Origin of the sequence: Oceanospirillum linum, from assembly GCF_001995095.2 — a bacterium.
GTDB lineage: Bacteria > Pseudomonadota > Gammaproteobacteria > Pseudomonadales > Halomonadaceae > Oceanospirillum > Oceanospirillum linum.
In genome coordinates, this window is the sequence record NZ_MTSD02000001.1 from 540,402 (window position 1) to 565,577 (window position 25,176).

Here is a 25,176-nt window from a genome sequence, read left to right on the forward strand (position 1 = left end):
GTATAAAAGAGCTCCGGCGAGGAAAGCCCTCGCCGGAAAGGTGTTCAGAACGATCTGTGCTTATTCAGCAGAGTCATCTTCCGCAGAAGGATCAGATGGGGCTGAGCGCTCCGGTTCTGAAGTAGCATCGGTCTGATCCGTTGGTACAACGGAATTTTCAGCATCGTCTTCCAACTCATCTTCCGTCACTTCAGGCTCATCAATACGAACCGCAGTCACCAGGTTTTCGTCATCGCCCAGGCGAATCAGAGTTACCCCTTGAGTATTCCGCCCCGAAACAGAAACCTCAGAAACACGGGTACGTACCAGTGTGCCCTTATCGGTGATCAGCATCATCTCGTCCAGGTCACTGACCTGCATGGCAGAAACCAACTGACCGTTACGCTCACTGGTCTGCATCGCAATAACACCCTGACCACCACGGTTACGAACCGGGAAGGCCTCCAGACAAGTTCGCTTACCATAACCATTTTCAGAAGCAGTCATGATATAGATCTGACTATCTGTTGCATCATGGCTATCGTCAGCAATCGCGATATCAGAGGTTGAAGTATTATCCGGACTTTCTTCTGCTTCTGCAGCCACGTCATTAGTCTGAGGGATGATCAGGGAGATCACCTGAACATCACCCTCTTCCGGCAGACGCATACCCCGAACACCACCGGCAGTACGGCCCATTGCCCGCACATTGGACTCATCAAAACGAATCATCTTACCGGCACTGTTCAGCAGCATCACATGGTTACTGCCGTTGGTAATTGCAGCGCCAATCAGACGATCACCCTCTTTAATGTCCAGCGCGATCAGACCACTGCTGCGGGGACGGGAGAACTGGCTCAGAGCCGTTTTCTTAACCGTGCCTTTAGCGGTTGCCATAAAGACAAAATGGTCATCAGGGTAATCACGAACCGGCAGAATAGTGCTGATCTGCTCACCCTCTTCCAGCGGTAGCAGGTTCACCATAGGGCGTCCCCGGGAGCCGCGACCGGCCTGAGGCAGTTCATAGACCTTCAGCCAGTAAACCTTACCCTTATTGCTGAACAGCAAAATAGTGTCATGGGTTGATGCAACCAGCAGATGCTCCACCACATCTTCATCTTTCACGGACGTTGCAGACTTACCACGGCCACCGCGACGCTGAGCCCGATAGTCACTTAGCGGTTGAGACTTGGCGTAACCACTACGGGAGATGGTCACGACCATATCTTCTTCGTTGATCAGGTCTTCCATGGTCAGGTCGAGCTGACTGCTGATGATCTCGGTACGACGCTCTTCGCCGTACTGGTCCCGAATCGCTTCCAGCTCTTCACGAATAACCTGCAGCAGCTTCTCTGAATCCGCCAGAATAGCCGCCAGTTCTGCAATTTTTTCCAGAATATCTTTATATTCATTGAGCAGCTTTTCATGCTCAAGGCCGGTCAGGCGATGCAGACGCAGTTCCAGAATCGCCTGAGCCTGAGCAGGGGACAGGCGATACTCACCGTTGTCCTGAAGGCCAAACTGGGCCTCAAGCTCATCCGGGCGACAGGAATCTGCACCAGCTCGCTCCAGCATAGCGATAACATTACCCGGCACCCAACTGCCATTGATCAGCTTCTCTTTTGCTTCTGCTGCCGACGGTGACTGACGGATTAGTTCAATAACAGGGTCGATGTTCGCCAGTGCAATGGCCAGACCTTCCAGCAGATGGCCACGCTCACGGGCTTTACGCAGTTCAAAAACCGTACGGCGGGTTACAACTTCGCGTCGGTGACGCAGAAAGGCCTCTAAAAGCTCTTTCAGGTTCATCACCCGGGGCTGACTGTTCTCCAGTGCAACAATATTGATCCCGAAAACACTCTGCAGCTGGGTCTGTGCAAACAGGTTGTTGATGACAACATCACCGGATTCACCCCGTTTCAGCTCAATCACTACTCGCAAGCCGTCTTTATCAGACTCATCACGCAGCTCAGAAATACCTTCGATCTTCTTCTCTTTTACCAGCTCAGCAATCTTTTCGATCACCCGGGCTTTATTCAGCTGATAAGGGATCTCAGTGATAATAATGGTTTCTTTGTTGGCTTTATCATCACGTTCGATATGGTGGCGGGCACGGACATAGATACGGCCCCGACCGGTACGGTATGCCTGCAGAATACCTGCACGGCCATTGATAATACCCTGTGTCGGAAAATCCGGCCCCGGAATATATTCCATCAGATCATCAATGGTCAGCTCGCTATTATCCAGCAGAGCCAAGCAGCCATTGATCACTTCCGTCAGGTTGTGCGGCGGAATATTGGTTGCCATACCAACAGCAATACCAGAGGAACCGTTTACCAGCAGGTTCGGTACACGGGTGGGCAGAACTTCCGGAATCTGTTCTGTACCGTCATAGTTATCAACGAAATCAACGGTCTCTTTATCCAGATCCGCCAGCATCTCATGGGAGATACGCGCCATACGTACCTCGGTATAACGCATTGCAGCCGCGTTATCACCATCAATGGAGCCAAAGTTACCCTGGCCATCCACCAGCATATGTCGCATGGAAAAAGGCTGCGCCATACGCACAATAGTGTCATAAACCGCACTGTCACCGTGGGGGTGATATTTACCGATTACATCACCGACCACACGGGCCGATTTCTTATACGGTTTATTCCAGTCGTTACCAAGCTGCTGCATCGCAAACAGCACACGACGGTGTACCGGCTTAAGGCCATCGCGAACATCGGGAAGAGCACGACCTACAATTACGCTCATGGCGTAATCCAGATAGGACTGCTTCAGCTCGTCTTCGATGTTGACTGGCAGAATTTCTCTTGCAAATTCACCCATGAGTATCGGAATCCTTTATCGGCAACACTGCGTTGCAACCCAGTGCGCAACACTCTTATTCAAAATTCATCCGATTATACTCTTTATTACCCCCTTGCAGCAATTTGAGCGCTGACACACTACAATTGTAAAAAGACCACAAATCAGTTTGTTAAGCCTTATCTGTCACTTTCTCAGGGTAGCCTCGGCTTTCGCAGAGATAAAAAAACAGCTTCTGCACATTACGTGACAGAAGCTGGTTTTAAAATTCTTGGCGCATCACATACGATCAGAGCAGAAATTCTTTTTTATTCCGGGATACTCCCAAGGCATTCGAGATCCAAAGCACCTTTTCATGCACTTCCGTCTGCACCGAAAGAATCACCTCTTCTGCCTGCTGGGCCTGCTTTTCCATCTCTTCCATACTGGAGATAAAGACCTCAACCTGCTCGACCTGGTGACGGGCAACCTTTGCTCCCTGATGGGCAAACGTAGCCGCCTTATCGGAGTGAGCCTGGACGGTACGGGACATATCCAATAGCTCGCTGGAAGCTTTTTTCTGCTCCTGGGCAGCATCAGAGATATCCGTCATATTATCTTTCAGGTTACCGGATGAGTTACGTAACTGCCCCAGAATGCCACCAATTTTGGTAACTGAGTTTTGCGTTTCCATGGAAAGATTTCGCACTTCATCAGCCACCACGGCAAAACCACGACCATGCTCTCCCGCCCTTGCGGATTCAATCGCAGCATTCAGTGCCAAAAGATTTGTTTGCTCAGAGATACCGGAGATCACATCCAGAATGCTGGTGACTTCATCTACAGCAACGATAAGCTCATCCAGGGATTGATGACCACTGCTGAGTGTTGAAATTGCCTGTTCACTGGCCTGCTCTACGTTACGGGCACTGGTCTGACTTGTTTCCATAAAGCTTGCAGTTTCACGGGCAAAGCTTTCTACCTGTGTAGAGCTCATATCGACATCCTGTGCCAGGCGGGTCAGCTCATCAGTAAAGCTATGGGACTTAGAAATATAATCCCGAGTTTCATTGGCCGTTTTACTGATGGTATCGATATCCGTCAACACAACCTCCAGCGAGTCGGTAATCTGGCTCAGCTGCGCATGCTTTTCCTGTTGCTGATGCTGCATCGTTTCGATCATATGATTAAAGTTCTGCGCGATCTGCCCGGTTTCACTATCTGGGTTGTGAACCGTAATTTGTCGCATCTCACCGCTTTTTACCAGAGAGCCAATACCATCAGAAAGCTCTCGCAGTGTTTTCAGTACAACACGATTCTGGAACAGATGCAGGATAATAGCGACAAAGACGATTAGTCCCACATAAGCAATAAAAATCTGTTTAACCTGTCTCTCAAGCGTGTGACGATAGGCAATCACATCCGCCTGTCCGGACAAAATTTGCGACTCAGCATCAGCAATTAACTGATTGACCGCAACCCGGCTTTTCACTCCGACTTCAATGTTACTCAGGGTATTATCCAGCTCGGTCGGATACCGGCGCACTAGCCCCTGTAGATCACTGATCAACTCATCGCCAAGATCCACTTTAGCCGATTCAGACTCTGAGTCATCCCCCCAACCCATCAGGGCCTGCATCTCATCAACCTCCTCCTCGGCATAGACACCAAGGCGAGGCATTGCATTCAGTTCCGCAGCATCTGCCTTCAACTGCGCAACTTGCTCCAAAAGAGACTCACGATAGCTACTATTAGCCGTGTCCATATACTGCTCTCGCAGATACTTCACCTGAACAAGGGACTGACTCACGTGGTGCAACAGTTTAAAATATCCGGCAGCTACACGAGGGCTATCGGACTCACCTTCATCGGCATAGTCATAAATTACATCAGCAGCATCAGCAATCTCTTTCTCAGCCTGCAAAAGCAACCCTTTCTGATTACCCGCCAGTTTGCCAGCTCCCCGAAACTCACCGGTCACCCCTTCTTTCAGACGATTCAAGGAATCCGCAATATCTCGGGCAAGGGCCGGAGGCAAAAGCGCCAAACGTTCAGAGGTCAGTCGGTCAATTTCCTGCTCTGCCGCACTCAACTTTAAAGCATTGCCGGTTTGCAGGTATTCCTGAAGCGTACGCCTAAGGTCCAGAGCAACCTCTTCTTTCAACTCGTTATAGGATTGAGTTGCGGAGAAAGCACTGTCGAGACGCTTAAGCCCCCAGAACAGAGTTGCCGCCAAAGAAACAGCGATCAGAACCAGAACAACTGAGGTCGCTCGCGTGACCGTAGCAATTTTCATAGGATGTGTAGCCTTCATCTACGGGGCTTTCAATTCCCGCCATTCAATGCAGTAATTGGACGAATGTCCGCAATTAACTCTTTCGCAGCACACGATGCCAAAGCTAAATGACAGATTTCTTACACTTAAATGACAGTAATATTTCTGCAACACTTGGGAGCCGCCCAAGCCTCAGATCTACTTTGCTCCAGAGGTTTGACAGTTTTGTTACGGAATGTAAGAACAACTGTTTTCCCCGTATTATCTGGCTTAGCCGCGTCCTTTATTAGATAATGTCGCGCCCAGAATTGATGGAGTCCTGTCGCATGTGGTTTAAGAACCTTCAGCTTTTTCAGCTCAACAAAGATATCGAGCCAGATCTCAGCCAGCTTGAATCTCAGTTAGAAGCGTTCCGGTTTGAACCCTGCAAGAGTATCGAAACCTATCGGCTTGGCTGGACATTACCCGCTGCAACGGCAGGACAGCTACATCACGCCAGTGGCGGTGCTATTTTGCTTTGCTTACGCCGTCAGGAAAAAGTGATCCCGGCAGCCGTCGTTAATGAAACGCTTCAGGAAAAAGTGGAAGAGCTGGAAGCCAAAGAAAACCGCCACGTTGGCAGAAAAGAAAAGCTCAGCATTAAAGAGGATATCCTTAGCGAACTAACACCCCGTGCTTTTGTTCGTTCAAGTTTTACCTGGGGTTATATCGCCCCCAAGGACAACCTGGTGGTGGTTGACGCCTCCAGCGCCAAGAAAGCCGATGAGTTTTTAGATCTGCTACGCCAAACGCTGGGATCACTGCCTGTCGTCCCTTTTAACACCGAACAAAGTCCCAGTATTGTGATGACAGAGTGGCTGCAGGATGCCAGCAAGCGCCCTCAGGGGCTGGAGCTGGATGGGCAATGCGAACTGCGCTCTGACCTTGAAGAGGGCAGTGTGATTCGATGCAAACAGCAGGAGCTGGATGCGGAGGAAATTCTGGCCCACATAGAAACTGGAAAACAGGTGGTTAAGCTGGCAATAAACTGGCAGGAAAAGATCCAGTTTATCCTGCAGGATGATCTCATCATTAAACGCCTGCGTTTTGGTGATGAGCTACTGGATGAAGCGAAAGATAGCTATAGTGACGAAGACCCCATGACCCGGTTGGATACAGACTTTACACTGATGACCCTTGAGCTAAAGCGTTTTATTCCCACCCTGGCGGAATGGATGGGCGGTCAAAGCAACCTGGGATCCAACTAACCCTCCCCCCAACGAATAGTGACGCCTACCGGGCAGACTGATAAACCAATGGACTCAGAGAGACAATGAACACACTGGAAAACGACAGCTTTAAAGAGATTCGTCCTTATTACGACCATGAAGTTAACGAGGTCGTTCAGGAGGTCATCAACAACCCTGAACTGATCAGTGCCATCTGTCAGTTCCGTTTTCCACAGCTACATCAAAGCCTGGGTTTTCTTTTGCGCCCTCTGATTCGCCGTAAACTGAAAAGCCAGTTTTCAGATATCAACCGCATCGACCAGTTTCAGAGTCAGATCGCCGGCTACATGAATCGAATGATCCGCAACTCCACCGACGGCTTTACTGTTTCCGGCCTCGAGCAACTGGATACTTCCAAAGCTTATCTTTTTGTGGCCAACCACAGAGATATCGCCATGGATCCGGCATTTGTGAATTATGCTCTCTATCAGGCAAATCGTGACACCGTGCGTATCGCCATCGGCGACAATCTACTGCAAAAACCTTATATCAGTGACCTGATGCGCCTGAACAAAAGCTTTATCGTTAAACGGTCTGCCAAAGGCGTACGTGAAATGATGAAGACACTGACTCAGCTATCCGGTTACATCAACTTCTCTATACTGGAAGAACAGCATTCCATCTGGATCGCCCAGAAAGAGGGGCGGGCTAAAGATGGTATCGACCGCACAGATCCCGCCATCGTTAAAATGTTTTACATGAGCCGTAAACAAAAAGGCTCCGGGCCAACCTTTTCTGAGGTGATTAACGAGTTAAATATCGTGCCGGTCACCATCTCATACGAGTATGACCCCTGCGATGAGATGAAAGCGCGGGAACTCAACGCATTGGCCACTGAAGGTAGTTACAATAAAGTGGAGTTTGAAGATATAGACAGCATCGTTAAAGGCATATCCGGTCATAAGGGTCGTGTACATGTCCACTTTGATCAGCCATTATCCGGTGAATTCGCCAACGCTGATCAAGCCGCTTCTCAGATTGACCGCCGGATTTGGGACAATTATTGCTTCTACCCATCAAACTGGTTAGCTCTTGAAAAGCTGGGTGGTTATGAACATATCAGCGGCAAACCCATGATCACGCAACAGGAACGTAATCAGTTTGAACAACATCTACAGTCCATTCCTGAAAAACTACACGACTATGTTCTGAAAATGTATGCGAATCCTATTCTGAATAGTCGCGGCCTAATTAATAGCTAACCTGCTCTTTCCATCGGGCTTCCATATTAGGGCAGCCCGATGGAAAACAACTGTCCTTAACCCCAATTCCATCTTAGTATTCTCTTTCTACAAACTCGCTAATATGCCTTACCACAGGAGTTGCTATGCGACAGGAATCGACTAAAGCGGCACATAAAGTCACCCTGATCGGAGCTGCTCTGGATGCGATTCTTGGTATCTCAAAAATTATTGTCGGCTGGGCCAGCAATTCTCATGCGTTAATCGCCGATGGCATTCACTCACTATCGGACCTACTGACTGACGCCATGGTAATGGTTGTCACCTATTACGGCCGTCAGAAGCCGGACAAAAACCACCCTTATGGTCACGCCCGTTTTGAAACCATGGGCACGCTGGTTCTCGGTAGCCTGCTGATCGCGGTAGCAGGCGCGATCTTTTATGACAGCCTTATTCGACTCTGGCAAACAGACAACCTGACAGTCCCCCGCTGGCCAGCACTTGTCGTAGCCGCTATATCTATTCTCGGTAAGGAATGGATTTTTCACTACACGATGCGAGTCGCACAAAAAATCAGGTCTGATCTTCTGGTGGCCAATGCCTGGCACAGCCGCAGTGATGCCCTCTCGTCTATCGTGGTCCTGATCGGTATCAGTGGTACCATGCTCGGTATCCAATGGCTTGACCAGATCGCCGCCATGATTGTTGGCCTGATGGTCGCCCATATTGGCTGGAAACTGATGTCAGGCAGTATTAAGGAGCTGGTAGATACCGCCCTTCCCGAAGAAGAAACCCTTGATATGTTACGCCATGCAGAGAGTATTCGGTGTGTAAAAGCCATTCATAGCCTGCGTACCCGAAAGATGGGAGCCGATGTTTTCCTTGATATCCATATTGAAGTAAACCCAAGGATTAGTGTTTCCGAAGGTCATCAAATTGGTGTTCAGGTTTCTCAGTTGATCCGTGATCATCACCCGGAGGTGGCGGATATAACCTTTCATATTGATGCGGAAAATGACTCAGACGACGACTTACCCTCACTGGAAAAGCTACCACCGTTGAGAGACGACGTTGTCGGACAGCTTCAATATGCATGGCGGGCACTACCCATTGAGTTCCAAAGCAGCCAACTGGTACTGCATTATCTGAATAATCGTATCGATATCGACCTCTATCTTGCCAACAGCCTGCCCGTGACGCTGTCAGAGAGCATCCTTAAGCAGTGCCTTAACGATAAAGATTGGCTAGGGCAGCTAAGGGTCTGGCAACGAAATAATTAAGGATTATTCATTTAACAATCGGTAGTCCTAAGCCCATTGAAAAAAAACGTCTATTTAATCTGACGGGCAGCTTATATAATTCTGTGCAAGGCGGTATTCAATCCAGAGCCAGTTCCGCCACATTCACAGTCATGCGTCACCACAGATCAGATTATAAGATTGCGAACGGCATCTAAGGAGCCTTATATGAGCAGCGCAAATGAAATGAACAAAACCCGCGTTATCAACGAACTACGCCAGTTTATTAAAAAACTTCTGCAGGATCCTGAAATTATTCCCGCATCCCTTGAAGTTGCCCGCAAACACTCCGGCACTCAAAATGCAGCCACGGTTATCGCTAATGAGATCAGCAGCCTGACCAGCGTTAAGATTCCCGATGACCCGGAAGATTTCTCCGATGCAGATCGCCTGTACCTGGAAGTCTTAAAAGAAGTGATCGACGAAGAGCAAGCGATGTATTAGGCAGTAACAAGCTATGCGTTAGGCCTGAATCGACCGATATCAGTACAACAACGCTCTTTGCAAATCAAAAAAACCGAAGCTACAACCTTCGGTTTTTTTTATAGCCACCCATTGAGGCTTAAGTCAGATAGAGCAGGCATCAAAGTACACTACTGTATCTATTCACCAGAACCGGAAACACATGCTGTCTCTGTGGTTTCCCATGTAATAACGCCACCGGTTGTCGTCGGTGTAATGCAGTAAGAGGTTCCACCAAAATCTTCTGTAGCCGTTATGCTGATCTTTCCAGCTGCCACCGTTAAGGTAGCAACCGCTTTATTACCATCAGTAGCCGTAATTTCATCAGGGATATCTTCTTCGTCATCATCACAGTCATCAAAATCCCCTTTAATCTGAGCGCAAATTCCAATGGGCGTTTTATAGGCATCTGCCGCTGAAAGTACCGCAGCTCTGTTCGCTTTAGCGACATAATCACCATACTGAGGTACGGCTACGGCTGCCAAAATACCAATAATAGCGACGACAATCAGCAGCTCTACCAAAGTAAAGCCCTGTTCTGACTTACTGCTTGCTTTATTCGTAAATTCCATTTCATTCGCCTCTGCATGAGTGAAACGCATCCTGAAAGTGATAACCTGACTCTACCCAAATAACCGCCAAACCGATACTCGTGGCAGTAAAACGATTAAAAGTAATTTAGGTAAGAGCTGACTTATAACAATAGGTAGTATTCTGAAAAAGTCTATTTTCCAATACATGAACCCGGCAAACTGAAGGCAAGATACCCACTCAACGGAGGAGAGTCCGGTGACCTTAGATGGAATAGCAAAAAGATTAATCATGGAAGGTGTCCTCAGCGAAAAAAAAGCTACGGCTATCGCAGAGCAGGCTAAGGAGCAGGATACCTCTTTTCTTCAATATGCAGCCTCTGGTGATCAGGTTGCGCCAAAGACATTGGCATTGGCAGCCGCTCAGGAGTTTGGCCTGCCATTTATGGATTTATCTGCCTTTAATCCTGAACACTTTCCAAAAGATCTGGGAAGCGAGAAGCTGATCCGGCACCACATGGTGCTGCCTCTGTATCGTCGTGGCAGCAAGCTTTTCCTGGCTATTGCAAATCCGACACACCTAACGGCTGTAGATGAAATTCAATTTCAGACGGGGCTGAGTACGGAAGCCATTCTGGTACCCCATGATCAACTCTCAAAAGCAGTTAATACTTATCTGGAAGGCGATGAAGTCGCCTTCGCCCAGCTGGAAAAAGAAACCATTGAAAATCTGGATGCCTCCGCAGAACAGAGTGGTTTATCGAATGAGGCATACTCCAGCAGCTTTGACGATGCCCCTATCGTTAAGTTTGTCGATAAAGTGCTACAGAATGCGATCAGGATGGGGTCCTCAGATATTCACCTGGAACCCTATGAACACAGCTTCCGCATCCGCTACCGTACCGACGGTATTCTGCATGAAGTACTGAATCCGCCATTCAGCCTCAGGCACCGTATTACCAGCCGTATAAAGGTGATGGCACAGTTAGATATATCGGAACGCCGTATCCCTCAGGATGGCAGTATTAAATTAAGAATATCCAAAACCCTTACCATCGATTTTCGTGTGAATACTTTGCCAACACTTTGGGGAGAAAAAATTGTACTCAGGGTACTGGACTCCGGTGCAACCCAAATGAGCATTGATGAATTGGGTTTGTCGGAAATCCAGAAAACGATCTACAAGAATGCACTCGCTAAGCCCCAGGGTATGATTCTGGTTACCGGCCCAACCGGCAGCGGTAAAACGGTAACCCTCTATACAGGACTAAACATTCTGAATACGCCGGAACGCAATATATCCACAGTGGAGGACCCTGTGGAGATTAATATGGATGGCATCAATCAGGTTAATGTTAACACCAGGATTGGTCTCGACTTTGCGACCACTCTTCGGGCCTTTCTCCGGCAGGACCCGGATATTGTCATGATTGGGGAGATCCGTGATCTCGAAACTGCAGAAATAGCTATTAAAGCGGCACAGACCGGCCATCTGGTTCTGTCTACACTACATACGAACAGTGCTTCAGAAACTCTGACGCGCCTGAACAATATGGGAATACCTTCCTTTAATATTGCAACATCTGTCAGCCTGATCATTGCACAAAGGCTAGCCCGAAAACTGTGCAGTAACTGCAAAGCCTCCACAGACATCCCGGAAAAAACTCTCTTAGAGGCAGGATTCAGTCGTTCCGAAGTAACATCATTGAAACTGTTTGAGCCCGTAGGGTGTGAACAATGTAACAACGGCTATAAGGGACGCGTCGGTATTTATGAACTGCTACCGGTAACTTATGATATTTCCCGAATGATTCTAAAAAATGCAAATGCGATAGAAATAGCTCAACAAGCAGCGAAGGAAGGTTTTCCGGACCTGAAAGCATCAGCACTGGATAAAGTGCGTTCAGGTGTAACCACTCTGGCAGAAATACACAGAGTGACCCAGCATTGACTCAGAAGGAACCTGAGGATAAGACACGATGATAAAACCAGAAAAACAAAAGCAGCCATATTCAGTATTCAGCTGGCACGGTGTTGATCAGTCCGGTAATAAAGCTCATGGTGAACTTCAGGCACTAAGCCTGAACAGAGCAAAGATCTATCTGCGAAAACAAGGCATTACACCAAAGAGAATCCGCAAAAAGAAGCCTGTTCGCTTTGGCATCGGCAAACAAAAAATAACATCACGGGAAACAACCCTGTTTACCCGCCAGCTTGCCACTATGCTTCGGGCTGGTGTTCCCCTGATACAGTCTCTTAACGTGATCGCAGAAGGTCTTGAAAATGCGGCTATGCAGACAGTCATATTCAGTGTCCGAAATGAAGTAGCTGATGGGCATATGCTGAGTATGGGGCTACGAAAACATCCCAAGGTTTTTGATAAGCTTTTCTGCAACCTCGTCGAGGCTGGCGAACAATCAGGCTCACTGGACACGATGCTGGATCGGCTGGCCATGTATCAGGAGAAGACCGAACGCATTAAAACTAAGATCCAAAAAGCGCTCTATTATCCGGCCGCAGTCATAGCCATCGGCATCCTTGTCATACTGATCTTACTACTTAAAGTTATTCCTCAATTTGAATCATTATTTAACAGCTTTAACGCAGAACTTCCGGCAATAACCAGAGCTGTTCTCGGGCTTTCTGAATGGGTTCAGCAAGGTTGGTGGCTAATCGTGAGTCTTCTCACTATGATTCCTCTGTTTTTTATTCGAAGCTACAAATCTTCAGAACTTTTCGCTTACCGTATGGACGCTCTGATGCTTAAACTACCGGTTATTGGCCCCATTCTGCGTAAATCGTCTATCGCGAGATTTTCCCGAACACTCTCAACCTCGTTTGCATCGGGAGTTCCCTTGATAGAGTCTATGGCATCGGCAGCAGGAGCTGCTGGTAATAGAGTTTTTACCAGAGCCATCATTCAGGCCAGAGATAATATTTCAGTAGGTCAGCAATTAAATTTCGCCTTAAAAACCACGCAAGCCTTCCCTGTGATGGTGATACAGCTGGTCTCGATTGGAGAAGAGTCAGGGTCATTGGATAGCATGTTGAATAAAGTCGCAGATTTCTATGAAGAGGAAGTTGATGATGCAGTGGAAAGTATGACAACTCTGTTGGAGCCCATTGTTGTGGCTGTGCTTGGTACTATGGTAGGAGGACTGGTACTTGCCATGTATTTACCTATCTTCAAAATGGGCAGCCTTTTCTGATGAACGAACTAATCTACCTTCTGGATAAAGAGCCAATCGTTAGCGTTATATTAGTGACTTTGATCGGCCTACTACTGGGAAGTTTTCTTAATGTCGTTATTTACCGCTTACCTCTGATGATGCACAGGGAGTTTATGGAGCAGTGCCCGTCACCAGGCCTGCCCTCTAACAGCCAGACGGAGCAGAATAGTAAACAGTTTAACCTCGCATGGCCCGGTTCTCACTGTCCAGCTTGTCAGGCTCCGGTAAAAGCATGGCAAAACATACCGGTTATTAGCTACCTGGTATTAAAAGGCCGCTGTAACAACTGTAAAAGTACGATCTCGTTTCAGTACCCTCTTGTTGAAATAACCTCTGGCTTTTTTGCCGTTATCAGCTGGCAGCTATTTGGTTTATCACCGGAAGGCATCGCTTTCTTTATAGTCAGCCTACTACTCCTGGCACTCAGTATTATCGATCTTAAAACCTTCCTTCTACCTGACCGGCTGACCCTGCCTTTACTTTGGGGTGGCTTGCTGTATCAGAGCATTTATCAACCTCCTTTTCTGAATGAAGCCCTCTGGGGAGCCGCGTTAGGCTATCTGATACTCTGGAGCATTTATTGGCTGTTCAAGCTGATCACAGGGAAGGAGGGTATGGGTTACGGGGACTTCAAACTCCTTTCTGCACTGGGTGCATGGCTGGGAGCCAGTTTTTTACCAGCCTTGCTAATTATAAGCGCCCTTACGGGACTCATCATAGGGCTCGCCTACAAGACAAAGAACCGGGGACACCAAGGGGGAGTTCCATTTGGGCCCGCTTTGGCTTTTTCGGGCTGGCTCTGCCTCGCATTTCCTGATACCGTGCGCGCCATTATGGCTAAGCTATTTCTTTAAGGTTTGAAAAGATCCCATGAACACAACCAGGTTAGTCATTGGTCTTACCGGGGGTATCGGCTCCGGAAAAACGGCCGCGTCAGATTACTTTGCCACACTAAATATCTGCATTGTTGATGCAGATATAGAGGCCAGGGCCGTTGTTAAAGCGGGTACAGATACACTGGCTAAAATATCAGAACATTTTGGCCCTGGGTCTCTGAATCCGGATGGCTCCCTGAACCGTTCATGGCTCCGAGACAGGATATTCCAGCACCCTGAAGAGCGACGCTGGCTGGAATCAGTAACCCACCCAGCCATACGTCAGCGTATCATCGACAAACTGGCAGACTCAGACTCGCCTTACAGCATCTTGGTTTCACCTCTTTTGTTTGAAAGTGGGCAAAACCAGCTGACGGACAGAGTACTCTTAATCGATGTGCCGGAAGCACTTCAGATAGAACGCACAATGATGAGGGACCAGAGCAATAGCGAGGGGGTTAAGGCTATTCTCAAGGCTCAGATGACACGAGATGAACGTCGGAAGAAGGCGGATGATATCATTGTTAATAACCGTGACCTGACTTACCTGCAGTCTGAATGCCTGAAGGCTCATCATCACTACCTGAAACTGGCGGAGCAGCATACCAAAACACAAGCCTGACGAGTAAAGCCAGGCACAGTTGAATCAAATGACCTTTTGTTAACCGGATGTGAAGATGTCTAAAAAACCACTGACCGTAAAGTGCCCAACGTGTAAAACAGATGTTATCTGGAATGAAGCGAGTATACACCGACCTTTTTGCAGTGATCGTTGTCGCCTGATTGATCTGGGAGAATGGGCCAGTGAAAACCATAAAATTGCTGGTGAGAGCGCTTTTGATGAGGCCAGTAGTGACTTAATGGATATGTACCCTAAAGATTAAACCGCCCCAATTGAGCCCTGAGTACCCCAATGCGTAACGTACACTCATTGGGGTATGCATCATTAGACCAAGGAAAGATCGGGCAGCATGCACAGCAGCGGATAAGCCATCAGAAAATCAGACGGCTCCCTGGGGCCAAAAAGCCCGAATCCCCGCAACACCTTGCCCCCCTAAACCCCGAGCCCGACGAATATCCGCACGGCCAAGGCCTCCCAGCGCATAAACAGGTACAGGAATAGGCTCAATGGCATTATGAAACTCCTGCCAGCCCAAAGGCTCGACACCCGGGTGGCTTTCCGTTGCCAGCACAGGGCTGTACGTAACCATATCTGCACCCAAAGCTTGGGCCATCTGAAGCTGCGTAGGATTATGACAGGCACAGGATAACCATTTACCCGCAGGAATCGGCCGACTGGCATAATGAGACAGGCGTTCAGTCGTGAGGTGAATACCGTCAGCATCAACCCTGTCAAGTATGGACGGCTCCGCATTCAAAAGCAGTAAAGCACCAGCTTTCCGTGTCAACTCCAAGGCAGCATTAGCACGTTTAACAAACTCCTCTTCAGAGAGGTCATGGGCACGAAACTGAACAAGTTCAATATCTGTATTAAGTGCCACATGAAGCTTCTGCAACCACTGCTCCTCGTTCTCTGCATCACCTGTGATCATATAGTGATCTGGCAGGCGCAGTGCTTTGAGGATCGGCTTATTGGCTTCAGGAAAACTGTATTGCGACAGGTCTTCTTCTTTAACCCAGCGAACCGCCTGCCCTTCACGCCCATATGCTTCACCAGAAAAAGCACTAACCTGCCAAACATCCAACAGAACGGCGCGCTCCGGATAGCGGTGATGGATACGGATCAGCGGAGAAGCGGATTCAACCTGAATCCCGACCTCTTCACATAACTCCCGGTCTAATGCCTGACGGCCTGTTTCATAGGGGGCCAGCTTGCCACCGGGAAACTCCCAGAGTCCCCCCTGATCAACAGTAGCAGGACGGCGGGCAATCAAGATTTCACCTTTATCATTACGCACAACAGCAGCGGCAACATGAAGATGCTTGGGCATAGGGCACCTGTACTTCTTAGTATCAAAAACAAAAAAAGCAGGATGCCGATCAATGACAAGCGACAATGACGATTATTGCCACATCAATCTGCACCCTACCCTCTGGAGTCTACTCAATCATTTTCAGTCGGAAAACAGATACAGTCTCTAACTACGATAGTCAGCATTAATGCTGACATAATCATGCGACAGATCTGTTGTCCAAACGGTTTCGGCTGATTCACCACGAGCCAAATCGATACGAATAGAGATATTTTCCTGAGCCATAACAGCGGAACCGGCTTCTTCTGTATAAGTAGCGCAGCGGCCACCCATCTCAACGATTTGAACATCGCCCAGCCAGATATTGATATTATCAACAGCCAGTTGTCTCACATCAGCACGCCCCACAGCAGCAAGAATTCGTCCCCAGTTAGCATCACTGGCAAAAAGCGCCGTTTTAACCAGGGGTGAGTGGGCGACCGTAAAGGCAACTTCAAGAGCTTCTTCACTATCGCCTGCATGGGTGACGGAGATCTCAACAAATTTTGTTGCACCTTCACCATCTTTAACAATAGCGTGGGCTAAAGGTTGGGAGACACTATCCAGTGCTTGCTGGAAAGCTTCAACAGCAGCCGTATCATCAGCTGTAATAACAGCAGATCGTCCGGTAGCAACCAGCATGCAGGCATCATTCGTCGATGTATCACTGTCAATTGTGATGCGATTAAACGAACGATTGGTCGTTACAGTAAGCATCTGTTGCAGCAATACCTGATCAATTTTGGCATCTGTTGCAATATAGCCCAACATGGTTGCCATATTGGGTTTAATCATACCTGAGCCTTTGGAAATACCACTGATATGAACCGTTTCCCCATTGATCTCAACAGTTGCAACAGCACCTTTAGGGCGGGTATCTGTCGTCAAAATACCCTCTGCTGCAGAAGCCCAGTTATTCTCTGACAGGTCAGCTACCGCATCAGCCAGAACCGCTTCTATTTTATCAACCGGTAGTGGCTCACCGATCACACCTGTTGAGAAAGGTAGTACTTCATAATCAGCAACACCGGTCTTCTCCGCAAGCGAGGCGCAGCAACGAGCCGCAGCATCAACACCGCCAGAGCCAGTACCGGCATTGGCATTACCGGTATTTACCAGAAAATAGCGTGGCGATGCTTTTTCCAGATGTTTTTTTGCCACCTGTACGGGGGCAGCACAGAAAGCATTCTTAGTAAATACACTGGCAACGGTTGCATCTGCCGGGCACTCAATAACAACAACATCTTTACGCCCCGGCTTTTTGATCCCGGCACAAGCAACACCTAAACGCACACCTGAAATGGTATTAAATACAGGTAACTCCGATGGGCCAACGGCCATGACCACACTCCTCAATATCTGATGACAGTTTTCGCTTAACTCAGTTTACCGTGACACTGCTTATATTTTTTTCCGGAGCCACACGGACAAGGCTCATTACGACCAACTTTCCGGCCTTCGCGTACAAAGGGTTGAGCTGCATTCTCATCCTGCGGTATATCTTCCTGCTCAGCCCCCATAGCATTCGTTTCTGCATGCTGATACTGGTAGGCCTGCTCTTCCTGTGCTTCCCGGCGGCGGCGCTCCATCTCTTCAACATCAGCTTCCTGCTGTACCCGAACATGGCTCAGAATACGAATTGCATCATGCTTGATATTGCCCAGCATCTCCTGGAACAACTCAAAGGATTCGCGCTTATACTCCTGCTTAGGATTTTTCTGCGCATAGCCTCGCAAGTGAATCCCCTGACGAAGATGATCCATGGCCGCAAGGTGCTCTTTCCAGCGAGTATCCAATACCTGAAGAAGCACTTGTTTTTCAAACTGACGAATCGTGCCTTCGCCGACATGGGCTTCTTTATCGCGATAAAGTTGCGATAATTCCGCAAGAATTTTTTCCCGCAGACTATCTTCAAACAGTTGCTGATCATCATCCAGCCACTGCTGAATTGGCAAGCGCAGCGCAAATTCAGCCTCAAGGTGTGCTTCCAGGCCGGCGACATCCCACTGTTCTGGCATACTTTGCGGAGGAATAAAGGTACTGATTGCATCGTTTACGACATCACTACGAATTGAGTCTATGATCTCAGCAATCGACTCACTCTTCAGAACGTCTTCTCGCTGCTGATAAACAACAGAACGCTGGTCGTTGGCAACATCATCATATTCTAGCAGCTGCTTACGGATATCGAAGTTGCGCCCTTCAACTTTGCGTTGCGCTTTCTCAATCGCATTGGTCACCATACGGTGCTCAATGGCTTCGCCATTTTCCATCCCCAGAGCTTGCATAAATCCACGCACACGCTCAGAGGCGAACAAGCGCATCAGGTCATCTTCTAAAGACAAAAAGAAGCGGGTAGAACCAGGGTCACCCTGGCGGCCTGAACGCCCCCGGAGCTGGTTATCAATACGACGTGATTCGTGACGTTCAGAGCCGATCACATGCAGGCCACCAGCATCTAAAACAGCATCGTGGCGTATTTTCCATTCCGCCTTAATTTTATCAATCTGTTCCTGGTCAGGAGATTCCAGCCGTTCAATTTCATTCTCCCAGCTGCCACCTAAAACAATGTCGGTACCACGGCCTGCCATATTTGTAGCAATCGTTACAGCACCCGGGCGACCCGCCTGAGCAATGATATGAGCTTCTCTATCGTGCTGTTTGGCATTCAGAACATTATGCTTAACATCTGCCTTAGTCAGCAGGCGACTCAGATACTCAGACGCCTCAATAGAAGCCGTACCAACCAAGACCGGACGTTGGCGCTCCACCTCATATTTAACGTCTTTAATAATGGCATTAAACTTATCTTCCATCGTCAGAAAAATAAGATCATTCAGGTCTTTCCTCTGAACCGTTTTATTCGGAGGGATAACCACCACGTCAAGACTGTAAATCTGATGAAACTCAAAAGCTTCAGTATCTGCGGTTCCCGTCATGCCTGAAAGTTTTTCATACAAACGGAAATAGTTCTGGAAGGTCGTTGAAGCCAAAGTCTGGCTTTCATTCTGAATCGTAACCCCTTCACGGGCCTCAACAGCCTGGTGCAAGCCTTCAGACCAGCGACGGCCAGGCATGGTACGCCCTGTATGCTCGTCAACGATAACGATTTCATTATCCTGCACAATATAATGTACATCACGCTGGAATAGGTTATGAGCACGCAGTCCCGCATTAATATGATGCAGCAAGCCCAGGTTTGCTGGCGCATAAAGACTTTCACCTTCAGGCAGCAAGCCCTTCTCAATCAGCAGATTCTCAACAAACTGGTGACCGTCTTCTGTTAATTCTACCGTGCGGTGCTTTTCATCTTTAGTAAAATGACCTTCACCCCCCTCTTCAATGCACTCCTGAAGCTGAGGAATCAATGCATTGATCGTGCGATACATCTCCGAGCTGTCTTCAACGGCACCAGAGATAATCAGTGGTGTGCGGGCTTCATCGATCAGAATCGAATCGACCTCATCCACAACTGCAAAATGAAGATCACGCTGAACACGGTCTTCAAGGCTGAACGCCATGTTGTCACGAAGGTAGTCGAAGCCGAACTCGTTGTTAGTACCGTAGGTAATATCACAGGCATAGGCTTCACGTTTCTGTTCAGAGGTCATACCAGGAACAGAAACACCAACAGTCAGCCCCAGAAACTCATAAAGCGGGCGCATCCATTCGGCGTCACGGCGTGCTAAGTAATCATTTACAGTTACAACATGCACACCCTTAGAAGGCAGTGCATTCAAATATACCGCAAGAGTCGCTACCAGGGTTTTACCTTCACCGGTACGCATTTCAGCAATTTTACCGCTATTAAGAGCCATACCACCAATAAGCTGTACATCAAAGTGACGCATACCCATGACACGGGCACTGGCTTCACGGCATACGGCAAAAGCTTCCGGGAGTAAGGCGTCCAGAGCTTCACCTTTTCCCAGGCGTTCCCGGAAATCTACAGTTTTAGCCTGTAGCTGCTCATCAGATAGGGGCTTTATTTGATCTTCCAGACCGTTAATTATGTTAACCGTCTTTCTCAACCGCTTCAGTTCACGGTCATTTTTACTACCAATAATTTTTTTTAAAAGAGATGCAACCATGTTATTTCTTCAGCTATGAGGACGCATAAGAGCGTTAAGGCACGGAAAAATAAAAAAATTCTGCCCGCATAGTAACATGTACTTATGCGGGCAGAAATGATTCAAACGGGGTTTATCGGCTTGCGCGATAAATAAACTTGGCGGGGTCCATAGAGCGCCCCCTATGCCTCACTTCGTAATGAACATGGGGGCCGGTGGATCGACCACTACTCCCCATCAAAGAGAGCACTTGTCCTTTACTCACAATATCACCGGGTTTAACCAGAGCCTTTTTATTATGAGCATAACGAGTGGTATAGCCATCGCCATGATCCACTTCAACCAATAACCCATAACCGTATCGGGGACCAGCCCAGGTAACAACACCTGCTGCCACTGCGATCACATCAGAGCCATCTTTACCTGCGAAATCGACACCTTCATGCCAAGCAATACGGCCGGTAAATGGGTCGGTACGCTTACCGTACTTCGATGATAACCAGCCCTTCTTAATTGGGCGGCCGGCAATAAAAACATCATCCTGAATTTTACGACTGCCCAACAATGACTCAATAACCTGGAGCTGCTGTTCGCGATCATCAATCGTTCTGGCTAGGTCATCAATCGTCGAAACAAAATCATCAACTTCTACACTAACGCCCATCTCCATCGCCTCAGGGCCACCAACGGGAGGTGTGCGATCAAAATCAAACTCACCCTCTTCAAGGTCAGCGATGTGAGTCAAACGCTTACCCAAAGCATCCAGCCGGACAAGGCGCGCCTGTAGCTCAGCAATACGCACAGTTAGCGCATCCAACTGTTCCTGGGAATTACGGCGGAGTACATCAATATCTTCTTTTTGTTTCCGAATATCCTGCAGCCACTCCTGCGCTGATTCTTCTGTCAACAGAGGAGATTCATTATTCAGCGCCATATAAAGACCAACACTGCCAACAGACAGAGGAGCAAAAATGAATACCGTCAAAAGAACACCTATCATCCAACCTGGGATGTGTAGGTTTTTCGACGCTGAATGGCTATCATTGAAAATTACGATATTCATTAAACAAACCTTTTGCTATTTCCGTATACAAAATACTTTTTACCCGACCTATTATTACAGGCACAGTATATGCGATCACACCGCTCGACAAAACGCCTTAATGAGATTATTAACAAAGAAAACACCTTACTCTCCAAGCTGTTTCACAAAGCAGAGGTTCTGCAACAGTTAGATACAGAGATCTCATCAATATTGCCATCCGCAATGAATGGCAAAGCCAAAGTGGCAAATATCAGCCGAAGCGAAATCATTATACACATCACATCCGCAGCACTGTTGACCCGACTCAGGCTACAGCAAAGATTATTAATGCAGAAAATAAATCAGCGTTATTCCTGGGCAAAAATAGAAAAAGTGACCATCAAGGTTCGCCCTGATAGCATTAAGAAAGCAGACCGTCCTATCGAAAGGCCTCATCGCTCAGAGAAAATAGCGGCCGATGTCACTTTCGCGGCAGAGAAATGTAGTGACCCAGAGCTACAAAAAAGCCTATCGAGGCTGGCAAGACATATCCGTCAACCCGATTAATCGGTAACGGGTAAAATCGCGGGTATAAAAAACCTCCCAGCTGGGAGGTTTTTAAAAAATCTGGAAAGCATTATCCTGCTGCCGCAGGCTTCATGTATGAAATCGGAGATGCCTCGGCCTCATCAAAGGTTATCACATCGTAGCAATCTTCATGCTGGAGCAGCTCACGTAGCAACTTATTATTTAGTCCGTGACCTGACTTAACACCTTTAAACTCTCCGACCAAGCCATAACCCAGCAAGTAGAGATCGCCGATAGCATCAAGCACCTTATGGCGAACAAACTCGTCTTCATACCGTAAGCCATCTTCGTTGAGGATACTGTACTCATCAACAACAATGGCATTATCCATACTGCCACCAAGGGCTAAATTCTTCGAACGAAGGAATTCGATATCCTGCATAAAGCCGAAAGTACGCGCCCGACTTACTTCTTTAACAAAAGAGGTACTTGAAAAATCAATAGAGATTTTCTGACGCTGAGATGCAAAAACAGGATGATCAAAGTCGATAGCAAAAGAAACCTTAAAACCATCATAGGGTAAGAAGGATGCACTCTTATCACCCTCTTCAACAACAATAGACTTATTAATACGAATAAATTTCTTAGCCGCCTCTTGCTCCTGAATTCCTGCAGACTGAACTAAAAAGACAAAAGGCCCTGAACTACCATCCATAATAGGAACTTCAGGCGCACTTACTTCAACGTACAGGTTATCAATCCCCAAACCAGCCAAAGCAGATAGCAAATGCTCTACGGTACCAACTTTGACATCACCCTGAGAAATTGTCGTGGACATGGTTGTCTCACTGACATTAGTCGCAGTAGCCTTTATTTCGACTACCGGGTCAAGATCAGTACGTCGAAAAACGATACCGGTATCGACAGCAGCCGGACGCAGGGTTAAGTACACTTTCTCACCGGAGTGAAGACCAACACCTGTTGCTCGAATTGTATTCTTGAGAGTCCGCTGTTTTATCATGACTATATCTTTTATCTTTTGGGTAGGAATTAACCATATCTTAACAGATACGCAGTAAAAGCCACCACCGAGTTTATTGCATTTTTGCAGATGTTTCGTTTGGGATTAATTAAAATTAAGAGCTAGCCTTAATTAATCAGCCTGACGACGTAAAAAAGCAGGAATATCCAGATAATCCATATCAGATTTATTCTCAGCTTGCTTTTTAACCGCAGCAGCATCTTGTTCTTTACGATTAATTGCCGGTTGCCTGTCAAGCTTTGTGTAGTCAACCGGTGCTGCAGATGTTTGCGGCTTAGTAGCAGCAGTGGTGGTAGCAACAGGCTTAGGAGCCTGGGTAGCCCGATCCTGCTCAAGCCCTGCAGCGACAACAGTCACCTTTACCTCATCATTGCTGTCCATTTCAGGATCAATTGAGGTTCCAATAACAACTGTCGAATGCTCCGAAGAAAACTCGTCCAGCAAATCACCCACAGCGGTAAACTCGCCAATTGAGAAATCAGACCCAGCGGAGATATTCACCAAAATACCACGAGCATCCCGCAAATCGATATCTTCCAGCAGAGGGCTTCGAATAGCTTTCTCAGTCGCTTCAATTGCTCTGTTTTCACCGCTGGAAGTACCTGTACCCATCATTGCCATGCCTTTTTCTGACATCACCGTACGCACGTCAGCGAAATCGACATTGATCATCCCCGGACGGGTAATCAGATCTGCAATCCCTTGTACAGCACCAAGAAGTACATTATTAGCTTCACCAAAAGCCTGTAGCAGGCTGGTGTTTTTACCCAAGGCCGTCAGAAGCTTCTCATTTGGGATTGTAATCAGAGAGTCCACATGTTCAGAAAGAGCCTGAATCCCCTGGTCGGCAATAGCCATACGCTTACGACCTTCAAACGGGAAAGGCTTAGTCACAACAGCAACCGTCAGTATACCCAACTCGCGGGCAACCTCTGCAATGACCGGAGCACCGCCTGTACCTGTACCACCCCCCATTCCTGCGGCAATAAACACCATATCCGAGCCATTCAACAGCTCTGCGATACGCTCACGGTCTTCAAGGGCAGCCTGACGACCAACCTCTGGGTTAGCTCCGGCCCCCAAACCTTTCGTCAATTCACTGCCCAGTTGAAGAATGCTTTTTGCTTCAACTTTTTTCAATGCCTGTGCATCGGTATTGGCAACAATAAAGTCAACACCTTCGACGTTGTGACGAAGCATATGGGTAACAGCATTACCACCACCACCACCGACACCAACAACTTTGATGACAGCATTGGCGTTTGCTGCATTATCTAAAATCTCAAACATGTTTCAGTCTCCTCAAACGCACTTAACGCAGCTCAATCAGAAGTTACCCTTGAACCAGCCTCTGACCTTCTCAACGATGCTCATATCATCAGCCTGCCCGGGGGACTGTTCTTCTATATAGGCTGCACGAGAGTTTGATGTCGCTCCCGTATTTTCCAGCCCATAGACTAACAACCCGACACCCGTCGAATAAATGGGGTTTCCGACAACATCGGATAACCCCTTGATGTTACTTGGCGACGCAATCCTGACTTGCATATGAAAAATTTCCTCAGCAAGCTGAACAACACCTTCCATTTTCGAAGTTCCGCCTGTCAGCACGATTCCCGCAGGAATCAGATCTTCGAAGCCACTTCGGCGTATCTCGTCAAGAACCAGTGTAAAAAGTTCTTCATAACGAGGCTCAACAACCTCCGCTAAACGCTGCCGTGACAGCTCCTGCGGGGGACGCTCCCCTACACTAGGCACCTGGAATACATGCTCTTCACTCGCCAGCTGCGTTAATGCACATGCATATTTTATCTTAATCTCTTCCGCGTTCTGTGTCGGGGTACGCAATGCCATCGCAATATCATTGGTAACCTGATCACCTGCAATCGGAATAACAGAAGTGTGCTTAATGGCACCTTCTGTAAATATAGCGATATCTGTCGTACCACCACCAATATCGACCAGGCAAACACCCAGCTCACGTTCATCTTCATTCAGTACAGCATAACTGGAGGCCAGTTGCTCCAGAATGACGCCATCCACCTCAAGACCGCAACGACCAACACACTTCACAATATTCTGAATAGCATTAACTGCAGCTGTGACTAAGTGAACCTGAACTTTAATTTCACGGCCAGACATGCCGAGGGGCTCTTTGATACCCTCATGAAGATCAATCGTGTACTCCTGAGGAATAACATGGATGATCTCCTGGTCTGTGGTGATACGTGATGTTGCTTTTTCACGGGCAGAGCTGACAACCCGGTCAATATCGTCCTCTGTCACCTCCCGGTTTGAGGTCGTCGCAACACCGTCAGAGTTCATACTACGTATATGACTACCTGCAATACCAACATAGACGGAGTGGATATTACAGCCGGCCATCAGTTCAGCTTCTTCGATTGCACGCTGGATAGAAAGGACAGTAGACTCGATGTTGATAACAACACCTTTTTTCAGCCCCCGGGAAGGATGTGACCCTATACCTACAATCTCTACTTCACCATCTGCTGTCCGGTGGCCAACGATGGCAACAATTTTTGATGTTCCGATATCGAGCCCGACAACCATGTTGTTGTTCGTCATATTTGCAGCCATAAGCCGGGCATTCTCCTCAACGCGTCAACGTAAACCGTAAAATA

The 25,176-nt window shown here is 47.9% G+C and carries 20 protein-coding genes; 10 read left to right on the forward strand and 10 right to left on the reverse strand.

Translation table 11 applies throughout. The features are described 5' to 3' along the window. Positions 1-60: 60 nt before the first annotated feature. Entirely contained in the window at positions 61-2,820 is a 2,760-nt protein-coding gene (gene gyrA / locus BTA35_RS02510; protein ID WP_077242839.1) for a DNA gyrase subunit A, read from the reverse strand. 268 nt (positions 2,821-3,088) lie between these two features. Continuing rightward, positions 3,089-5,074 carry a methyl-accepting chemotaxis protein gene (locus tag BTA35_RS02515; RefSeq protein WP_160054917.1) on the reverse strand — a complete coding sequence of 662 codons (1,986 nt, stop codon included), beginning with the start codon at positions 5,072-5,074 and terminating at the stop codon, positions 3,089-3,091. A 305-nt stretch (positions 5,075-5,379) separates the two neighbouring features. Between BTA35_RS02515 and rdgC the strand changes: the two genes are divergently transcribed. From rdgC to BTA35_RS02535, 4 genes are all read left to right on the forward strand, one after another. Beyond that, entirely contained in the window at positions 5,380-6,300 is a 921-nt protein-coding gene (rdgC, locus tag BTA35_RS02520) for a recombination-associated protein RdgC (protein ID WP_077242841.1), read from the forward strand. Positions 6,301-6,365: 65 nt separating this feature from the next. Beyond that, complete coding sequence (locus BTA35_RS02525) at positions 6,366-7,523, forward strand: 1-acyl-sn-glycerol-3-phosphate acyltransferase (RefSeq protein WP_077242842.1); 1,158 nt, start codon at positions 6,366-6,368, stop codon at positions 7,521-7,523. 125 nt (positions 7,524-7,648) lie between these two features. Next, positions 7,649-8,782 carry a cation diffusion facilitator family transporter gene (locus BTA35_RS02530; RefSeq protein ID WP_077242843.1) on the forward strand — a complete coding sequence of 378 codons (1,134 nt, stop codon included), beginning with the start codon at positions 7,649-7,651 and terminating at the stop codon, positions 8,780-8,782. Positions 8,783-8,968: 186 nt separating this feature from the next. After that, positions 8,969-9,244, forward strand: a complete 276-nt coding sequence (locus BTA35_RS02535; protein WP_077242844.1) for a hypothetical protein — start codon at positions 8,969-8,971, stop codon at positions 9,242-9,244. A 158-nt stretch (positions 9,245-9,402) separates the two neighbouring features. Here BTA35_RS02535 and BTA35_RS18645 read toward each other — a convergent pair whose 3' ends face one another. Then, positions 9,403-9,834 (reverse strand): pilin, encoded by a 432-nt coding sequence (locus tag BTA35_RS18645; RefSeq protein WP_160054919.1) that lies wholly within the window; start codon positions 9,832-9,834, stop codon positions 9,403-9,405. A gap of 217 nt (positions 9,835-10,051) precedes the next feature. Here BTA35_RS18645 and pilB point away from each other — a divergent pair, with 217 nt between their 5' ends. The 5 genes from pilB to yacG are packed head-to-tail and all read left to right on the forward strand — an operon-like array spanning position 10,052 to position 14,781. Further along, entirely contained in the window at positions 10,052-11,743 is a 1,692-nt protein-coding gene (gene pilB, locus BTA35_RS02550; RefSeq protein ID WP_202931154.1) for a type IV-A pilus assembly ATPase PilB, read from the forward strand. 28 nt (positions 11,744-11,771) lie between these two features. Beyond that, positions 11,772-13,001, forward strand: coding sequence for a type II secretion system F family protein (locus tag BTA35_RS02555; RefSeq protein ID WP_077242847.1), 1,230 nt, complete (start codon positions 11,772-11,774; stop codon positions 12,999-13,001). After that, complete coding sequence (locus BTA35_RS02560) at positions 13,001-13,876, forward strand: prepilin peptidase (RefSeq protein ID WP_103989646.1); 876 nt, start codon at positions 13,001-13,003, stop codon at positions 13,874-13,876. Before BTA35_RS02555 ends, BTA35_RS02560 begins: the two co-directional genes overlap by 1 nt. Positions 13,877-13,892: 16 nt before the next feature. Further along, entirely contained in the window at positions 13,893-14,519 is a 627-nt protein-coding gene (gene coaE / locus BTA35_RS02565) for a dephospho-CoA kinase (protein ID WP_077242849.1), read from the forward strand. Between the two features lie 55 nt (positions 14,520-14,574). Beyond that, positions 14,575-14,781 carry a DNA gyrase inhibitor YacG gene (gene yacG / locus BTA35_RS02570; RefSeq protein WP_077242850.1) on the forward strand — a complete coding sequence of 69 codons (207 nt, stop codon included), beginning with the start codon at positions 14,575-14,577 and terminating at the stop codon, positions 14,779-14,781. 117 nt (positions 14,782-14,898) lie between these two features. Here the strand turns inward: yacG and BTA35_RS02575 are convergent, their stop codons facing one another. The 4 genes from BTA35_RS02575 to BTA35_RS18650 all read right to left on the reverse strand — a co-directional run bounded on the left by BTA35_RS02575 (position 14,899) and on the right by BTA35_RS18650 (position 21,003). Continuing rightward, positions 14,899-15,849, reverse strand: coding sequence for a Nudix family hydrolase (locus BTA35_RS02575; RefSeq protein WP_077242851.1), 951 nt, complete (start codon positions 15,847-15,849; stop codon positions 14,899-14,901). Between the two features lie 147 nt (positions 15,850-15,996). After that, a complete protein-coding gene (argJ, locus tag BTA35_RS02580) occupies positions 15,997-17,211 on the reverse strand; it encodes a bifunctional glutamate N-acetyltransferase/amino-acid acetyltransferase ArgJ (RefSeq protein WP_077242852.1) in 1,215 nt (404 codons plus the stop codon). Positions 17,212-17,246: 35 nt separating this feature from the next. Next, positions 17,247-19,961: a preprotein translocase subunit SecA gene (secA, locus tag BTA35_RS02585; protein WP_077242853.1), complete on the reverse strand. Its 2,715-nt coding sequence runs from the start codon at positions 19,959-19,961 to the stop codon at positions 17,247-17,249. A 112-nt stretch (positions 19,962-20,073) separates the two neighbouring features. After that, the gene (locus BTA35_RS18650) at positions 20,074-21,003 is read right to left on the reverse strand and encodes a M23 family metallopeptidase (protein WP_077242854.1); all 930 of its coding nucleotides are present in this window, start codon (positions 21,001-21,003) and stop codon (positions 20,074-20,076) included. Between the two features lie 69 nt (positions 21,004-21,072). Between BTA35_RS18650 and BTA35_RS02595 the strand changes: the two genes are divergently transcribed. Further along, on the forward strand, positions 21,073-21,531 hold the full coding sequence (locus BTA35_RS02595) for a DciA family protein (protein WP_077242855.1): 459 nt from the start codon (positions 21,073-21,075) through the stop codon (positions 21,529-21,531). Between the two features lie 70 nt (positions 21,532-21,601). On the opposite strand, the gene lpxC is transcribed toward BTA35_RS02595, so the two are convergent. From lpxC to ftsA, 3 genes are all read right to left on the reverse strand, one after another. Next, positions 21,602-22,513, reverse strand: coding sequence for a UDP-3-O-acyl-N-acetylglucosamine deacetylase (gene lpxC, locus BTA35_RS02600; RefSeq protein WP_077242856.1), 912 nt, complete (start codon positions 22,511-22,513; stop codon positions 21,602-21,604). Positions 22,514-22,645: 132 nt separating this feature from the next. After that, entirely contained in the window at positions 22,646-23,824 is a 1,179-nt protein-coding gene (ftsZ, locus tag BTA35_RS02605; protein ID WP_077242857.1) for a cell division protein FtsZ, read from the reverse strand. 36 nt (positions 23,825-23,860) lie between these two features. Beyond that, positions 23,861-25,132, reverse strand: coding sequence for a cell division protein FtsA (ftsA, locus tag BTA35_RS02610; RefSeq protein ID WP_077242858.1), 1,272 nt, complete (start codon positions 25,130-25,132; stop codon positions 23,861-23,863). Between the last annotated feature and the right edge of the window lie 44 nt (positions 25,133-25,176).